This window comes from Methanofastidiosum sp. (assembly GCA_035362715.1).
In the GTDB taxonomy this organism is placed as follows: domain Archaea; phylum Methanobacteriota_B; class Thermococci; order Methanofastidiosales; family Methanofastidiosaceae; genus Methanofastidiosum.
Window position 1 is genome coordinate 1 of record DAOSDU010000011.1, and the last position, 17,000, is coordinate 17,000.

A 17,000-nucleotide genomic window follows, 5' to 3' on the forward strand; every position below is an offset into this window, starting at 1 on the left:
TGCGCTCTGGCACAATCTTTTGAATCTAAATGCAGGTTAATATGTCCCACAGCCTAACTTTTCAATAACCTTAAATACTTTTTATCTATCTCATTTTTATGGAATTTAACATTCTCATCTGCGGAGTAGGAGGGCAGGGAACTATTCTCGCTTCATACGTTCTTGGAAATGCAGCATTAAAAGACGGGCATAAGGTAAGATTGGGTGAGATTCACGGCATGGCCCAAAGGGGAGGTTCTGTTGTTTCTCATGTAAGGATGGGTGATGAGGTCTATGGCTCTGTTATCCCCCAAGAGAAAGCAGATATTATAATCGCATTTGAACCACTCGAAGCCTTAAGAAATATATCTTATCTAAAAAAAGGAGGAAAGACTATACTAAATACCGAGAGAATAAATCCAATCTCTGTATCACTTGGGGAATGTGATTACCCCCCAATAGATGAGATATTGTTTAATCTTTCTGAAAAAGGTAAAGTATATCATTTTAATGCAACTGAAATTGCAAAAGGCCTAGGTAATCAGGTCACAATGAACATGGTAATGATGGGAGCCCTCTCCCTTCTTGAAACTCCAATAAAAAATGAGACGCTTTTAGAAACAATAGTATATGTGCTATCCAAAAAAGCAGAGATAAACATGAAAGCTTTTGAGGCAGGAAGAAAAAAGATGGAGAATCTGCTGTAATTTAGATTTCTGCTATTACGGTCTCTCCCGCCTTTACATTGTCCCCAATTTTTATTGTTGTTGAAGATTCAGAAGGATACATAACGACTACTTGCGACCCTAGTTTTATTATACCTATTCTATCTCCCCTTTCTAAAATTTGGCCCTCATCCACATAACATTCAATTCTTCGTGCAACTGTTCCGGCAATCTGAACTGTAACTGTCCTTATATCTCCATCAATTACGACTATATTTCTCTCATTCTCTACAAGGACATTTCCAAAAGCAGGAAGATGACCCCCTTCAATGTAAATAATATCTATCACCTGGCCAGATATGGGTGTCCTGTTTACATGAACATCAAAAAGCCCCATAAAAATGGAGACCATTGTAAAATTTCCTTCAATAATGCCTTTTAGTTCTGGCAAGTAAATCATTTCTCCATTTTTTATTGTAAAAGGGATTTCACCGTCTTGCACAGTATCTATAGATATTACTTTTCCATCAGCAGGAGAAACAATAATATTTTTATCTATAGGGATAGATCTTTGTGGGTCCCTGTAAAAATTAATGCTAATAACAACAAGCCCTATAATAATTAGGCTTAGAAAAATAGCTACGTTTCTCTTAAATTTGGACACCACAAATGTTAAAAACATAGGTATTTATTTAAAATTAATCGTGATTGGTGTTCAACTAACGAAAACTATTATAAGCTATAGATAGTGAATATTGTTTATTAGACCTAGAGGTGGTCCCATAGTATTTATAGAAAAAGTCACAATGAAAGGATTCAAATCCTATGGTAATAAAACTCTGACACTTCCCATTTCTAAAGGGTTCACTTGCATTGTTGGGCCAAATGGAAGCGGAAAGTCAAACATAACAGATGCAATATGTTTTGTTGTCGGTAGGATATCTGCAAAATCAATGAGGGGCGAGAGACTCTCTGACCTTATATTTAACGGAACAGAAGATGAAAAGAAAGCCGAAGAGGCAATTGTTTCAATTACTTTTAACAATGAAGACGGCGGACTTCCAATTGATGAGAAAAAAGTTACCATCTCCAGAGCAGTAAATCTCAAGGGAGAAGGAGAATATAGAGTTAACGGAAAAAGAGCTACTAGGTCTTATGTTTTAGATATCTTTTCTTATGTAGGTGTAAGGCCGGATGGGCATAATATTGTAATGCAGGGAGATATTGCACACTTTATTAATATGAACCCTGTTGAGAGAAGGGGCATCATAGAAGAAATTTCTGGTATTGCAGAATTTGACGATAAAAAAGACAAAGGGCTAAGAGAACTTGAAAAAGCACAAGAAAATATAACAAGAGTTGAGCTTGTAATCTCTGAAGTTAAAAATCGTCTTGATAGGTTGCTCCGTGACAAAAAGGACGCTGAGCGATACCAGGAGATTGATAAAGAAATAAAAAATAAATGGGCTATTTACTATCACAGCAAATTAAAGGAGTTAGAAGATACAAAAATAAAACTTGAGACAAATATCGAAAAAGGCCAGAAAGATATTGAAGAATTACGGATTTTAGTTTCTAAAATTGTTCAAGACATATCTAATAAAGAAAAAGAGCTATTAGAACTTGATGACGAATACAATCGCAAAATGGAAATGGACAGTATCAACATAACAAGGGAAATTGAAAAAATTAAAGGAAATATTTCCTCAATTAATCAATCAATCGAATATGAAAAAAAGGAACTTTCCTCAGTAAAGAAAGAGATTGACGAACTAAAGAAAGAGATCTCTGACAATGAACAAAAAATCAAGGAACTATTAGAAAATAAATCTAAACTAGAAAAAGAAAGCGCTGAAGTTGAATCAACTATTAGGAGCAAGGAAGCTGAATATAGAAAACTCCTTGATTCGCTCTCTGGTAAAGACGGGATGTTTTTAAAGATTAAAGAGAGTTTACTTGAAGTTGATAGAAAACTAGAAAAGAATAGAAAAGACTATCTTGCACTAAACAAAGAACTTGATTCCTATAATGCATCTGTTTCCCTTCTAGATCAAGACACCAAACGAATCACAGCAGATATCAAAAAGATAGATGATAAATTATCGGATATTGAAAAAAAATTAAAAGAAAAAGAATCAAAATCTTCAGTTTACGACTCCAATCTAAAAAATAACAGTAATGAACTTACCACCCTAAATCAAAGATATCAAGGTCTAAAAAGTGAGTTAGTGAAGGTGGAGTCTGATTCAAAACAGGCTTTATCTCAATTTGAACATTTAAAAGCCAGAATAAACGTAAAGAAAGAGGCTCAAAACGATATCACCGGTGGACAAAAAGCGATTGCAGAGATTTTAAAAGCGAAAAAGGATAAATTAATTCCAGGAATTTATGGAACTATTTCAGAGCTTGGAACTACAAAAGAGGAATACAGTCTTGCACTTGAAGTTGCAGCAGGATCAAGGCTTACAAATATTGTTGTTGAGGATGATAATGTTGCAAGGGAATGCGTCAAATTCCTTAAGAATCTAAAAGCTGGCCGTGCAACATTCTTACCCTTAAATAAACTTGTTACTCCAAGAATAGCAAATGCTCCAAAGACAAAAGGGGTAGTGGGGCTTGCAATTGAATTAGTATCTTTTGATGAAAAATTTAGAAAAGCGTTTGAGTATATATTTGGAAGAACTTACATAATCGAAAATATTGATGTTTCTAAAACAATTGACAATACAAGACTTGTAACACTTGATGGTGATCTGGTAGAATCATCAGGGGCTATAACTGGTGGTTATTATACTCGAAAGAAATTTTCTGTTTCTTTTAACATTGAAGAAGATAACTTTTCCTTAAAAGATTTGGAGAAGAAGTTATCCGAATATGATTCAAGAAAACAATCTCTCAAAACAGAAATAGAAAAACTGGAAGAAACCTTGAAAAATCTCAGTATAAATAAAGCAGAGTCAACTTCTGAACTTGCTACAACTAATAGAGAAAAAGAAGAACTCTTAAAAGAGAAAAATTCCTTACAAAAGGAAAGATTATCATTTGAAAAAAATATTGAGGACCTGACAAAAAAACTTGAAAAACAAAAGAGTCTGTCTTCTGATACAAAAATTAAAATTGATCCCATCTTAAAAGAAATAGAAAAACTTGAGGGGGAGAAGGCAAACGTTGAGAAAGGCATAGAGGATTCTAGTACCGGCGAAATGGGCGAGGCTCTTGAGATCGACCTTACAGATCTTCGAAAGAAAAATTCTGAGATGGCCTCACAGATATCATCAATTAATTCAACTCTTGAATACCTTAAACAATCCAATATTAAATCTTCTGAAAAAATCGATTTAAGAAAGCCTCAAGAAGAAGTGGCTTTGAAAAAAATATCTGAGTTAGATAACAACCTAAAGGAAATTAATGAAATCCTGAAAGAAAAAGAAAAAGAAGATTCTGTAATAAAAAAAGAATTATCCTCATTTAATCAAAAAAAGAGGAGTCTTTCAACTGATACTTCTGATTTGAGAATCAAGAAAGATAACAAAATTGAGAAAATATCAAAATTAGAATCGGATCTCAATTTATGGGCTTCTGAAAAAAAGACTATACTGGAAGATATAGTCGAATTTTCCAGACACGCTTCAGACTATGAAGCACCTCAAGAATTTTCCAAACATCCAGACAAACTTAAAATTGAGATTGAGTCATTGGAAAAGGAAAGAGAGAAATTAATGCCAATTAACATGAGGGCAATTATAGAGTATGAGGAAGAAGAAGGTAGATACAATACCTTAAAACTTAGAAGAGACACTCTCATAGAAGAAAAGAATGCAATTCTAAACTTTATAGCCGAAGTTGAGAAAGAAAAATCTGAAGTTTTCCTCAAAACATTTAATGAAATTGCTTCCAACTTCTCAGATATATTCTCAGATATATCTCCAGAGGGAACAGCACAACTCCTTCTTGAAACAGAAGACAATCCCTTTGAAGGCGGGATAATAATAGATGCTAAACCTTTGGGTAAAAATGTTAAGGCCGCTGTATCATTAAGCGGTGGAGAAAAAGCTATTACTGCACTGTCCTTAATATTTGCTATCCAACGTCACAAGCCATCCCCTTTCTATATACTTGATGAAGTAGACGCAAATCTTGATGATGCAAATGTAGAGAGAACTGCTGAAATGATAAAGAGGCAAGCTGAAAAGACACAGTTTATTGTGATTACCTTAAGGGAAGGGATGATGTCCAGAGCAGAAAGATTGTTTGGAGTTTCAATGTACAAGAAAGGACTCTCAGCAATGGTCTCACTTGAAGTCGAGAAAGTAGTTAAACAGGCGGAGGCATTAGCCTGATCCAAGAAGATGTCCTGATACCAGAGATAGGCCCAATAGACGTTCTCATGGATCTTGTCCTGTCAAGGGAAATAGATCCGTGGGACATAGATATAATAGATCTTACAAATAAATTTTTGGACAGAATTAGAAAATTAAAAAATCTTGATCTAAGGGTATCAGGCAAAACAATACTTACAGCCTCCATTCTTTTGCGAATGAAAAGTGAACAATTGATGAGGGAAGATGAAAAGAAAGAAGAAGACGACGAATTTTTTGACTTTTGGGAAGATATTGAAAATGCTGAATTTGAAATTGACGATATTAAACCACCTTTAAGAAGAAGAAATGTTGGCAAGATGACACTCCCAGAGCTTTTCGAAGCCCTAATCGATGCTTTGGAAGAAGGAGAAAAACCAAAGAAAAAGATCATTGCTAAACTGGGCCCTCAGATTTATCAGATTGATGAAATCAAGGCCGATATAAGAAAACAGGTAGAAAAGTTATACCAGCACCTATTGGAGCTAAAAGGCATAAATGATCTTATCTATTTTAGAGATTTACTTGAGGAGAAAACAACAAGAGAAATAGCAAGAATATTTCTGTATATATTGTTCCTTTACAGTGATAAAAAGATAGATGTCACCCAAGAAGAGATGTTCGGCGAGATATTCATCAAAGTTCTGTAATCTTTTCAATGAATCCCATTTTGTATAGCTTGTAAAAGGTAGGAATATCAAAAAGTTTTGGAATTTCTTTTTCGGTCACCCTGCCTTTTGTATGCATTAATAAAAACACATTGATTTCTTTTTCTGAAAATCCTGCAATCTCTTTCAAATAAGCAATATCGTGAGATTTTGCTTCCTCTGAAAGAACAAAAGAAGTCTTCATAAGTTTTTTTCTCGAGAGTCCACCTTTTGGCAATATTGATAGGATGAAAAGAAGGACAGTAATAACTGAAGTCCCTTGTAATATAGGCTCTATGGTGTTTAAAACACCTTCTCGGGTAACTTCTACATTCATTGTATATATCTCAATATTTACTGAAGCATTTGTTGATAGTAAAGGGTCAGTTTCAAATATTAAGTAATATGTTTTTGTTTCCTTCGGGACATAAGGGAAGTTAAGTTTATCAGTCTGATAGAAATACTCCAAAGGTTTTAGATCATCGGGCTCTTTTTGCCAGACTAAAAAACCCTCTAGATCAGTCAATGAAATATTAATTCTGCCAGTAGAAGAAAATACTATTTGATGTATTTTCCTCCCTTCTAATGGCAGAGCTATATACTTAGGGTTATCTCTGGACACAGAAAAGTTCTCACTTAATTCTATCTGTTTGATATTTTGCTTAACTGCCTTTTCCTGTCCAGAGTAGTAAATATATATCAGGGGTAACTCTATAAAAAAGAATACAAAAAGAAATATTATTAAATATTTATATCTCATATAATACACCCCAAAGCATTTCAGAGCTCATAAGCCTCATCATCTTTTTTCAGATTAGCTTTCTCATCACGCTTGTTAAACTACTATTTGAAATATATAAACTTTTGTTCAAAAATTAGTTCTGACGTTTGTTATCAATTTTCCTTTCATGAACAAGTTCAAGAATATCTTCGACATCCTTTGAAGATTTAATCTCTTTTTGGGTAAGTATGGGAACACCTTTAATATTTTCCTTTACTTTCTTTGCATTTACTACGAACATTGCGTCTTTTTCTGTAATATCGGAGATACTTGCCACAATCTCTGCCTTCTTTTCAAAGATGTATGTTTTAGTATTGGATATTCCTGTGATTAAAATCTCCCTCTCCTTCAAAAGAGCATTAAAAGGGGTTCTCTTTGTAGGAAAGACTTTAAATCCTTTGTCACTAAGATCCCCCAAAACAGTTTTTTCAAGATCAGACCTTGCAGCGTCAACAGGCTTTTCTTGAATAGTGTTAATTTCTTTTTTGTCACTAGTTTTAATTATGTATATCGGTTTAGTTATGCCTATATCCAGCTCTTTTTCTATCTTCAGAACAGAATCAATACTTATTCTTTTGTCTACGTTTTCAAACTCATAGACAGAACTTTTTGAAACCCCTATAAGTTCAGCTAGGTGGCTTATAGACATCCCTCTTTTCTCTCTTTCTTCCTTAATTAGACTTCCGTCGACCTCTACAAAAAATCCCCCTCTATCGGCATATATCAAGGGGGGATTGCCTTCTATGAAAAGGTCTTCTAGAGTTTCAAGTGAGATACAGTTTGTCCCGTGTCTTGAATAGACAGTACCGTTTTCAATTAAGCCTAATTTTGTCTTTGCCCCAATTACAAGTGGTGTTGCTTTCAAAGCTTTTGAGAGAATTTTAAGATCCCATGCATGCTCATCAGAAAACGTATCAAGGTTTACTAAGGCCTTTATTATAAGAACTATAAGATTTCTTCTTGCAACAATGTCAAAAGAGCATTGAACCCTAGAAAGGGCTACCTCGAAACCGCCTTTTTTCAATGTTTCAACAATATTATCTAGAAGTTCTTGCTTTTCCATCGTAATAATGGTATAAGAAAGGTTATATAAATATATACCCTCCTTTTTTTCGTGATAATCGGTCTTGATGATACAGATTCAGTTGAAGGAATGTGTACAACTTACATTGGAACACTTATTGTAGAGGCTATAAGAGACCTTGATATAAATATTATCAGGGAACCTCCAAAATTATTGCGTTTGAACCCAAACAATCCCTATAAAACAAGGGGGAACGGAGCTGTTTCAATCATTATAACTGATACTTCTGACCCAAAGATTCTTGAAAAAATAAAATCTGTTTCCTTTGACATCGTATCTAAGTATTCGGAATCTGGAGAAAATACAAATCCAGCAATTGTTTTTCTTGAAGATAACTCAATTACTCCAGAGATCCAATTGTTTGCCAAAAGGGCCCTTCATGAGATGCTTTCAATAGATGAGGCTATTTCATTATTAAACAAAATTGGAGCTGATTATAATTTTATTGGGAATGGTAGGGGGCTCATAGGAGCGCTTGCATCATGTGCATTGCAATTGGAAGATTTCACCTATGAACTGATAGTATATAGAAGCCACAATAAAAGAGGTAAAAAATTTGTCAGTGAACATGGTGCAATGGAGATAGAAAAGAAATATTCCCCTAAAATATTCTCAAGCTATGATTTTGAAAATCAGAGAATGGTTATTTCACCGCATTCGGACTGCCCCATATTATACGGCTTAAGAGGCGAATCTCCAGAACTTCTATTGGAAGCTGCAAAAATGATAGAATCAGAAATGCCTTTCAAACAAAATCTCTTTGTAACTAATCAGGGTACAGATATGCACCTTGAAGAAAAGAATATTGAAGAAGTCCTTCCATATTCATCTGTCATAGTTAATGGAACTGTTTCTAAGAATCCTTATACTGTTCCAGGGGGTCATGTCTTTTTTGAAATATCAAATAGTAAAAAAATTCTATGCGCAGCTTATGAGCCTACCAAAGGATTTAGAAACATAGTAAGAAATCTTTCCAAGGGAGATGAAATAGTGGCTTATGGTGGTGTCTTAGAAACAGAGCACGGGCTTACAATTAATCTTGAAAAGATTGAGATAACAAAGTTAGCAGAATTCTATAAAACAGAAAAACCTATATGTCCTGTATGCAGTAATCAGATGAAGTCAATTGGTAAAGAAAAAGGTTACCGCTGCAAGAAGTGCCATACAAAAAACAGAGAAGTTTCAATTGTTCCAATTCCTAGGGGAATTCAAATTGGGATATATGAGGTTCCAATGTGTGCCAAACGTCACCTATCAAAACCCCTTCTACGCTATGGCAGAGAGAAAAAATTTGAAAAAGAAAGATTTAAATTTGATTATACTAAATTTGATATGAAATTTGAAGGGATATAATGTTTTACACAGCATCTGAAGAGGATATTAAATCAGGGAAAACAACTGATTTTTACTTTATCAATACAAAAAAGATTCTTGAAGAGAAGGACATTAATAAAAATGTCGTCGTTGAAGTAACAGCTTCTGGCCTCCCAAATAATTATAGATGGGGGATACTCTCTGGATTATATGAGGCGCTTTTATTGCTTGAGGGCTACAATATTGATGTTAGTGGTCTTGAAGAAGGCTCACTTTTCTATCAACAAGAGCCTGTTCTTACAATAGAAGGAAATTACAGGGAGTTTTGTGATCTTGAAACTGCATTATTGGGTTTACTCTGCCAGTCTTCAGGCATTTCAACAAAATCTGCCAGACTTAAAAAAATGGCAGGTGAAAAACCAATACTAAGTTTCGGTGTGAGAAGGATGCATCCCGCAATAGCTCCGATGATTGATAGAGCCGCTTACCTAGGCGGCTTGGATGGGTTTTCCTGTATAGGGGCAGAAAAAATTATAGGAATGAAGGCTTCAGGAACAATGCCACATTCCCTTGCCTTAATAATTGGCGATTCAAAAGAGGCTTTTATTTTATTTGATCAGATAATAGATAGAGACATACCAAGAATAATGCTTGCAGATACTTTTTGCGATGAAAAGAGAGAGGCGTTGATCGCAGCAGAGAATATAAAAAATCTTGCTGGTGTAAGACTCGACACCCCCGGTTCAAGAAGAGGGAATATGTCAAAGATAATACAGGAAGTCAGATGGGAGCTTGATATTAGAGGATATAAAGATGTAAAAATATTTCTTTCTGGCGGACTGGACGAAGAATCTTTTAAGTCATTTAAAGATGCAGATGCTTTTGGTGTGGGAACCTCAGTTTCAAATGCCAAAACAATTGATTTTGCACTCGACATTGTGGAAGTTGAAGGTAAACCATTTACTAAGAGAGGAAAACTAAGCGGTAAAAAAACAGTTCTTAGGTGCCCAAAATGTATGGCTGGAAAGGTCGTCTATGGCAAAGCAACTGAAAAATGCGCATGCGGAGAAAAAATGAAACCAGCCCAGATAAACTTAATGAAAAAAGGAAAAATATTAATTGATTTTGAAGATGTAAGTGATATAAGATCTAACGTATTAGATCGGATAAAAAAAGTTGAGTTTTGATGAAGGTACTTCTTGCAACTGCCTGCGGTGCAAAAAAAAACAAAGGTAAGATGCCGGCAATAGATCTTTACAAATCATCAAGGATAAAAGCTGTTTATAAAAGAAGAGACGGAGCCGATTTCGCAGTATTAAGTGCGAAATATGGCCTTATATATCCTGATAAAATAATAAAAGATTATGAGCAGATACTTGATTTCAAAGGCGTAAAAAAACTTATGCCCCAAGTCACAGAGTTCATTAACAAGTACGAGCTTATTGTATTCTTTAAAGGAGGCTCCAGAGAAGAATACAGAGAACTGATTAAACATGCATCAGAGGCAACGAATAAACCTTTAGTTCTAATAGGAACTAGAAATCAGGAAGATATTGGAAAACTAGAAGAGCTCTTAGCGAGATGCACAAAAGGCGATTTAGAAATAGGTGGGATAGCACCTTCAATCGAAACTTATAATTTACCATAGAAAACTATTTTAAATCACAATAGAGTTTGTTATTATGAATCCTCTCCTTCTAAATCCTTTTCGAGAGGAGGCTAAAGGATACCTTGGCATTAGTTTTGACGAGGTATCACAAGACCTTTTAGACTTTGGAATTAATAAAATTAAAACCGAAGTAGAAAATACCAAAAATAGAAAATATCTACTTCCTAGCGGATCAGACGAGGCAACAGATATTATATCATTTTATCTTTTTTGTCAGGCTCTTTCAAAAAGGCCTTTCTCAAGCGAATCAAGGCTTTTTGCATCTGTAAATTCAAAGGTATACAGGTCAAGATTGTCAGAAGCATTGATAACTGAAAAAGATAATAAGCAAATAAAGGACGAGATTATAAAAACTGTTAGGGAAATAATTGAAGTCATACCATTTCATATGCCGGATATAAACAGGATACTTGAATTTAGGGCAAAAAAAGCAAAAGGGATTATAATAGAAGAACCGTTTTCTATCCTTAAAGAAATTGATCTTAAAATCACCGATGAGATTATACGGGATATGGAAAAACTTGGATTTTTCAAATTTTCTTCAGAGTACTATTTCATTAAATGGACCGATGCAGAAACTTTAGTCCAATACACCGATAGCTACATTATTAATGGATATATACTTGTAGACAAGAGCAAACTCCTCAATGCATACATGAAAAAAATGGAGCAGAGAATTCTAAGTTATATTAAAAGCATAGCAGAAAAAACTAAAGAACTGAAACTCCCAATATATGAAGAAATTTTTAGGGAAGTGTCAAAGATATCGGGCTCTCTGACGGAGATTGAAGTTCAATCAGAAGAGTTAAATCCTGAAGTTTATCCCCCGTGCGTTATAAAGGCTTTATCGGGTGTTGGTGCTGGTGACAGAAATTATGCCATCACATTATTTTTATCTTCTTTTTTATCTTATTCAAGGCTCTTGCCCTCAACAAAGATATTCTCAAAAGATGAAAAACCTTCCCTCAATGAAAATCAGATTAATATTTTAATAAATGAGGTCATACCCTTGATTTTATCTGCTGCAAACAAGTGCAATCCACCCCTACTAGAAGATCAACCCCAAGAGGAATTAAATATATACTACCACCTTGGATTTGGCCTTGCTTACCCTACATTGGATAACTTTGGGAGGAGCAAATGGTACATTCCTCCAGGATGTGCCAAGGTGAAGGAAAATGCACCAACACTGTGTGAACCCGACGGCTTCTGTAAGATGTATTTTTACGAGCTAACAAAAAAAGAGATACTTGAAAATATCAAAGGTAAGACTACAGGTGAAAAAATATTGCTTGTTTTGAAAGACAGGATGAGAACTGTAAATGAAATCATTCAAAAAACTGGCGAACCTGAAGATGAAGTAAAAAAACAGCTTTTAGCATTTGTTAAAAATAAAACGGTCACAGCCAGAAGAATTAATAACCCATTCATGTATTATCTAAGAAAAAAACGGGCTCTTAAAAGAAAAGCGGATATTATTCGCTAATAATCATCTTATCCGTATATATTTTACTATTTATTTATTTAAATGAATATATGACGAAAACTATTTAAATATAAAAATCATATAGACATCATGTTTCTATCTATTTTGGTTTTTAATAATTTAATATTAGGAGGGATATAAACGAGTGGAGCTATTATAAAGGAGGCTAGCATCTCTCAGACACCCAATGATCCCAGAGCACAAGTTGTAATTGTTGGAAACCCATGCGAGATAAACGGCGTAAAGAAAATAATGGCATTGACAAATGAGTTCAAAGAATTCTACAAAGATAGGGACGCAGACTATCCACACTGGCCAAAAAGAGTTTTCACCATAGCTGTATTCTGCAAGGAAAACTTTTCCCCAAAGTCAATACCGTCTTTCGTTGAAAAGGATATGGGACTACCCCTAGAAGAAGTCAACAAAATGAATATTTCTAGCGGTGTTTTCTATGCATACACAGACAAAGAGGTAAGGTCAAGAAAGATAAAAGAAGTATCAAGATACGCAAGGGGTAACTGTAGGCAGTGTACTGACTTTACTGGTGATTTTTCAGATATATCTGTTGGGAGTGTAGGAACACAAACAGGCTGGTCAACGGTAATATTGAGATCAAAAGAAGCAAAAGATTTGTTCAAAAAACTAGTTGATCACGATCTTATTGAAGTTTCAACAAATGTGCAAATGGAAGAACTAAACAAGGTTATTGATTTAAACAACAAACAGGCCAAAAAATCAATTAAGCTAGCTCAAGACAAGGGATTCAAACTTCCTTTTGTAGATTTGGAAAAAGATGATAATTTAGAAGGATTTGTTGAAAAGAGCCATAAAAAAGAGTTTATGGATTTAGAAAAAGAAATTCTGCAACCGGGGCTTTGTGTTGCATGCGGAACATGCGCACTTGCATGTCCGTGTTATAATATTGAAATACTTGAGGATGGGAGACCTTACAGTATTAGGGGCTGTCTGCCGAACTGTGGCTGTTGCTATATGTCATGCCCAAGAACACATTCCTTTAAGGAAATTCTCTTAAAGGATAAGGAAGAACCTGAGATTGTTGCAGCAAGAGCAAAAAATCCATATCATAGCCAAGACGGTGGCGTGATAACGGCCTTAATAACATACGGCCTTAAGAATGATATATTCTCAAAGGCTGTCGTTGCCAGGGCCGATTCGAAGTGGAGGGCATATCCGTTAATTACAAATGATCCTTCATTCCTAAAAAGAGCTGCAGGTTCTAAATATTCTATTATTCCACAAGTATATGGATTAAAGTTTGGAAGGTGATTTAATGGTAGATTTAGGTGTTGAATTTTTAGGTGTTGAATTTAAGAGTCCGATTCTCCTTTCTTCGGCCCCGCCAACTTTGGATGCAGATCATATCAAAAGGGCTGTAGAGGCTGGATTTGGCGGTGGAGTTACAAAGACTATATCTTACAGGCAATTCCATGATCCAAAACCAAGATTTCAAGGGGTCAAAGGTAGAAACAGACTATTTGGAATGCAAAATATAGAGCATATTTCCACCTATGTCTTTGACTGGTGGATAAAAGAGTTTAAAGTGTTAAGAGAGCTAAAGAAAACTCACGGCACTCCTATCGTTGCTAGTATAATGGCAGGTACAGATCTAGACGAATGGGCAAAATTAGCTAGAGATGTCGAGGCACAGGGTGCAGATATAATTGAACTAAATGTTTCATGCCCTCACATGTCAGACAGTGCTATGGGAGCATTCATAGGCCAAGACTGCCCATTGACCGGAGAAGTTTCTAAGGCGGCAGCAGAGGCTGTCAGTGTTCCTATCATGACAAAACTAACCCCAAACGTAACTGACATCGCATCAATAGCAAAGGAAGCAATAAAGGGCGGTGCAAAAGGAGTAGCGGCAATCAATACCGTCTTAGTTTTATCAGGAGTTGATATTACTACTGGAAATCCTTTGCCTGATGTATGGGGCAAGGGTGGATTTGGTGGTTACTCAGGACCTGCTGTAAGGCCAATAGGACTCAGGATGGTCGGAGAAATTGCAAGAGAAGGCATCAATATTTCAGGGATAGGTGGAATTGAGTCTTGGGAAAATGTAATTGAGTACATGATGATGGGAGCAGGTACAGTACAGCTTGCAACAGCTGCAATGTGGTACGGATTTGACATCGTAAAAGGTTGGAACGAGAATATTCTAACTTTTATGAAAGAGCATGGTTACGACTCGCTTGCAGACTTGAAAGGAATTACACTACCAAAGATTACAGAACTTGAAAAGCTTGACTATGTAAAGGAAGTCTATTCTGATGTTGATACTGAAAGATGCATCGATTGCAGAAGATGTGTCACTGCATGCAGAGACGGGGCTACAGACGCAATGAAAAATCCAAAGCTAAATGATGTCGACTATGAAAAGTGTGTAGGTTGCGGGCTCTGTAAGATGGTCTGTCCACAAAACTGTATTTCAATGATAATCAATAAGGATAAAAAATAAATATATTTTTTTCTTTCATTCTTTTACTTCTATCGATGCCCTAGGATTAAAAGGATTCATTCTTACTGCAAGAGAGAAGAGATAAGGATACTTATTTTTTAAATGTCCCATATATTCTATCCATTCATAGATTAGGATTACATAGGCTCTTTTCAGATCACCCTGTAAATGATTTAGATCTGTATCTGTACATTTTTTAAGGTCTTTTCTTAATGATAGTTCTTCTGTCAAATGTGTCACTGCCCAAAGAAGTTCTGTAAATGAATCATGTTCTAAAAGATTGGGATTTTCTAGAAGCCTTAACATAAACTCTCTCTTTTCAAATAAAAAATTTTTTAGTTCTTCTAAATCACCTTTTCTAATATCAATCTCATAGTTAATCTTTTTAGCCATCTCAAGTCTTTCCGGAAACTCCTTTTTTTGACCATGTATCAATGTCAATAAAATTTTCCTTAACATCATCAAAGTTTTTATCAAAATCATTAAGGCGATCTAGAAGCGTACTTCCCATTTCAATAAAAAAGGTACCAACAACCATATTCATTTTTTCCATAATGGCTTTCTTATCCCGCATGGTCAATAATTCATGGATGACAAGAGTCACCATAAGCACTTCAATGAATACAAAGGCGATATCTCCTATTAGATATAGAAAGATGTGGTGAACGTCCCTAAAAATAAAGTAGTGGAATATATATATCAAAGCTGATAATAAAATTAGAATAACTGCCCATTTCAGTTGCCATTTTACATTGCTCATGAAAATTTTCATTAATACTTTAATTTAAAGATTACTATTAATCCTAAATTAAAAATAAAAAATTAAATTATTAAATTGCGTCTTCATCAAGCTCTCCTGTTCTCACACGATAGACCCTTTCCACGGGACTTACGAATATCTTGCCGTCTCCAGTTTTTCCTGTTCTTGCACTTTCAATTATAGTATTAACGACTTTGTCCACATATTTTGTTTTGACGACCAGTTCTATCTTTATCTTAGGAAGGAGATCAATATGATATTGTCTTCCCCTCCACTGTTGTGTAATACCGCCCTGTTTTCCCCTCCCCTTAACTTCAGTTATAGTCATCCCAATACATCCAAGTTTATCCAGTGCCGCTTTAACATCTTGAATTTTTTCTGGCCTAATTATAGCTTCAACTTTTTTCATTTTTCAGCACCTCACATCTTAAGAAAGTCTGGGTAGGCATCTCCACCAAACTCAGTTATGTCAAGCCCTTTTATTTCTACCTCTGCAGGCACCCTTAGCCCTATTGTCACATCTACAGCCTTAGCTATGACTAGTGCGGAAACAAATACCAGCGCAAATGTTGCGCCCGCTCCAATTAATTGAACAATCAACTGGGATGCAGAGCCTGTAGTTATAAGGCCATTTGAACTTGAAAACAGTCCAACACATATAGTTCCAAAAAATCCACAAACACCGTGGACTGAAATAGCACCTACGGGGTCGTCTATCTTAAGCTTGGCTTCGATAAATTCAACTGCGTATACCACTATTATCCCAGCTAGTACCCCAATTACAAGGGCCCAATGTGGAGTTACAACTGCGCAAGGGGCAGTTATTGCCACAAGTCCAGCCAGTATACCGTTTAAGAACATACTGATATCCGGTTTTCCTCCCCTAAATCTTGTAACAGTCAACGCTGCAATACCGCCCCCAGCAGCGGCAATATTTGTTGTTATGGCAATTAATGGAACTCTTGATGTTAATGCAAGTTCACTTCCTGAGTTAAAACCGAACCATCCAAACCAAAGTAGCAAGCATCCAATAGCTGCAAGGCCTATGTTATGCCCCGCTATAGCTTGGGGTGTTCCATCCTTATCAAACTTCCCAAACCTTGGGCCCAAAATTATGACTGTGGCAAGAGCAGTCCATCCCCCCACGCTGTGAACAACAGTTGACCCTGCAAAATCATGGAAGCCCAAAGATGAAAGCCATCCACCACCCCATATCCAGTGGGCGACTATTGGGTATACTAAGCCTACAAGAATTATAGAAACAACAACATAAGCGCTGAATTTTATCCTCTCAGCAACAGCACCACTAACTATAGTGGCAGATGTTGCAGCAAACATTGCCTGGAATAAAAAGAAAGCCATTGCCGGGATCATAAGCCCTGGCCACGGGTCAGAATTTAATCCATTTATCATAAAATAGGCCAAATCACCGATAAACTTCCCATCTCCTGAGAAAGCGAGTGTAAATCCTATCACCATGAATACCACGCTCCCCATGGCGATAGTAAATACATTTTTTGTGATAATACTAATAGTATTTTTTGACCTTGTTAATCCTGCCTCTATTGTGGTAAATCCAAGGTGCATTATAAATACTAAAAAACTGGCAATTAACACCCATAAAGTATCTAATAAATTAATTTCCATAGACATTTTTAATCACCTTATTAGTTAAACCTCCAATATATTTTATATATACTAAACATATGTTTAATATATAGATAAAATATAGACATAAAATTCAGTATTTATTAGTATGGCTATATTTATGGTCAAAT

Annotated in this window: 16 protein-coding genes; 9 read left to right on the forward strand and 7 right to left on the reverse strand. The window is 35.5% G+C overall.

The features are described from left to right. The first annotated feature begins 98 nt into the window (after positions 1 to 98). Complete coding sequence (gene iorB / locus PLI06_07395; protein HOI77416.1) at positions 99 to 686, forward strand: indolepyruvate ferredoxin oxidoreductase subunit beta; 588 nt, start codon at positions 99 to 101, stop codon at positions 684 to 686. A 1-nt stretch (position 687) separates the two neighbouring features. On the opposite strand, the gene PLI06_07400 is transcribed toward iorB, so the two are convergent. Continuing rightward, a complete protein-coding gene (locus PLI06_07400; GenBank protein HOI77417.1) occupies positions 688 to 1,311 on the reverse strand; it encodes a phosphatidylserine decarboxylase in 624 nt (207 codons plus the stop codon). 88 nt (positions 1,312 to 1,399) lie between these two features. Between PLI06_07400 and smc the strand changes: the two genes are divergently transcribed. Beyond that, positions 1,400 to 4,984 (forward strand): chromosome segregation protein SMC, encoded by a 3,585-nt coding sequence (smc, locus tag PLI06_07405; GenBank protein ID HOI77418.1) that lies wholly within the window; start codon positions 1,400 to 1,402, stop codon positions 4,982 to 4,984. A gap of 47 nt (positions 4,985 to 5,031) precedes the next feature. After that, positions 5,032 to 5,652 carry a segregation/condensation protein A gene (locus PLI06_07410; protein HOI77419.1) on the forward strand — a complete coding sequence of 207 codons (621 nt, stop codon included), beginning with the start codon at positions 5,032 to 5,034 and terminating at the stop codon, positions 5,650 to 5,652. On the opposite strand, the gene PLI06_07415 is transcribed toward PLI06_07410, so the two are convergent. Together PLI06_07415 and PLI06_07420 are read right to left on the reverse strand one after the other, a co-directional pair. Then, the gene (locus PLI06_07415; GenBank protein HOI77420.1) at positions 5,639 to 6,409 is read right to left on the reverse strand and encodes a hypothetical protein; all 771 of its coding nucleotides are present in this window, start codon (positions 6,407 to 6,409) and stop codon (positions 5,639 to 5,641) included. The genes PLI06_07410 and PLI06_07415 overlap by 14 nt on opposite strands. A 115-nt stretch (positions 6,410 to 6,524) precedes the next feature. Then, complete coding sequence (locus PLI06_07420) at positions 6,525 to 7,493, reverse strand: transcriptional regulator (protein ID HOI77421.1); 969 nt, start codon at positions 7,491 to 7,493, stop codon at positions 6,525 to 6,527. A 51-nt stretch (positions 7,494 to 7,544) separates the two neighbouring features. On the opposite strand from PLI06_07420, the gene PLI06_07425 reads away from it, so the two are divergent. The 6 genes from PLI06_07425 to preA all read left to right on the forward strand — a co-directional run bounded on the left by PLI06_07425 (position 7,545) and on the right by preA (position 14,462). Then, positions 7,545 to 8,867, forward strand: a complete 1,323-nt coding sequence (locus PLI06_07425) for a tRNA(Ile)(2)-agmatinylcytidine synthase (GenBank protein HOI77422.1) — start codon at positions 7,545 to 7,547, stop codon at positions 8,865 to 8,867. Continuing rightward, complete coding sequence (locus PLI06_07430; GenBank protein HOI77423.1) at positions 8,867 to 10,015, forward strand: nicotinate phosphoribosyltransferase; 1,149 nt, start codon at positions 8,867 to 8,869, stop codon at positions 10,013 to 10,015. The genes PLI06_07425 and PLI06_07430 overlap by 1 nt, the downstream gene beginning before the upstream one ends. Then, positions 10,015 to 10,476 carry a hypothetical protein gene (locus PLI06_07435; GenBank protein HOI77424.1) on the forward strand — a complete coding sequence of 154 codons (462 nt, stop codon included), beginning with the start codon at positions 10,015 to 10,017 and terminating at the stop codon, positions 10,474 to 10,476. Before PLI06_07430 ends, PLI06_07435 begins: the two co-directional genes overlap by 1 nt. Before the next feature lie 34 nt (positions 10,477 to 10,510). After that, positions 10,511 to 11,983, forward strand: coding sequence for a hypothetical protein (locus PLI06_07440; protein ID HOI77425.1), 1,473 nt, complete (start codon positions 10,511 to 10,513; stop codon positions 11,981 to 11,983). Positions 11,984 to 12,193: 210 nt separating this feature from the next. Then, positions 12,194 to 13,270, forward strand: a complete 1,077-nt coding sequence (locus PLI06_07445) for a Coenzyme F420 hydrogenase/dehydrogenase, beta subunit C-terminal domain (protein HOI77426.1) — start codon at positions 12,194 to 12,196, stop codon at positions 13,268 to 13,270. A 4-nt stretch (positions 13,271 to 13,274) separates the two neighbouring features. Then, positions 13,275 to 14,462 carry an NAD-dependent dihydropyrimidine dehydrogenase subunit PreA gene (preA, locus tag PLI06_07450; GenBank protein HOI77427.1) on the forward strand — a complete coding sequence of 396 codons (1,188 nt, stop codon included), beginning with the start codon at positions 13,275 to 13,277 and terminating at the stop codon, positions 14,460 to 14,462. A 15-nt stretch (positions 14,463 to 14,477) separates the two neighbouring features. On the opposite strand, the gene PLI06_07455 is transcribed toward preA, so the two are convergent. The 4 genes from PLI06_07455 to PLI06_07470 all read right to left on the reverse strand — a co-directional run bounded on the left by PLI06_07455 (position 14,478) and on the right by PLI06_07470 (position 16,875). Continuing rightward, the gene (locus PLI06_07455) at positions 14,478 to 14,855 is read right to left on the reverse strand and encodes a hypothetical protein (GenBank protein ID HOI77428.1); all 378 of its coding nucleotides are present in this window, start codon (positions 14,853 to 14,855) and stop codon (positions 14,478 to 14,480) included. A 1-nt stretch (position 14,856) separates the two neighbouring features. Continuing rightward, on the reverse strand, positions 14,857 to 15,222 hold the full coding sequence (locus tag PLI06_07460; GenBank protein ID HOI77429.1) for a hypothetical protein: 366 nt from the start codon (positions 15,220 to 15,222) through the stop codon (positions 14,857 to 14,859). A 70-nt stretch (positions 15,223 to 15,292) separates the two neighbouring features. Further along, positions 15,293 to 15,631 carry a P-II family nitrogen regulator gene (locus tag PLI06_07465; protein HOI77430.1) on the reverse strand — a complete coding sequence of 113 codons (339 nt, stop codon included), beginning with the start codon at positions 15,629 to 15,631 and terminating at the stop codon, positions 15,293 to 15,295. 11 nt (positions 15,632 to 15,642) lie between these two features. Beyond that, positions 15,643 to 16,875, reverse strand: a complete 1,233-nt coding sequence (locus PLI06_07470) for an ammonium transporter (GenBank protein ID HOI77431.1) — start codon at positions 16,873 to 16,875, stop codon at positions 15,643 to 15,645. Positions 16,876 to 17,000: the final 125 nt, after the last annotated feature.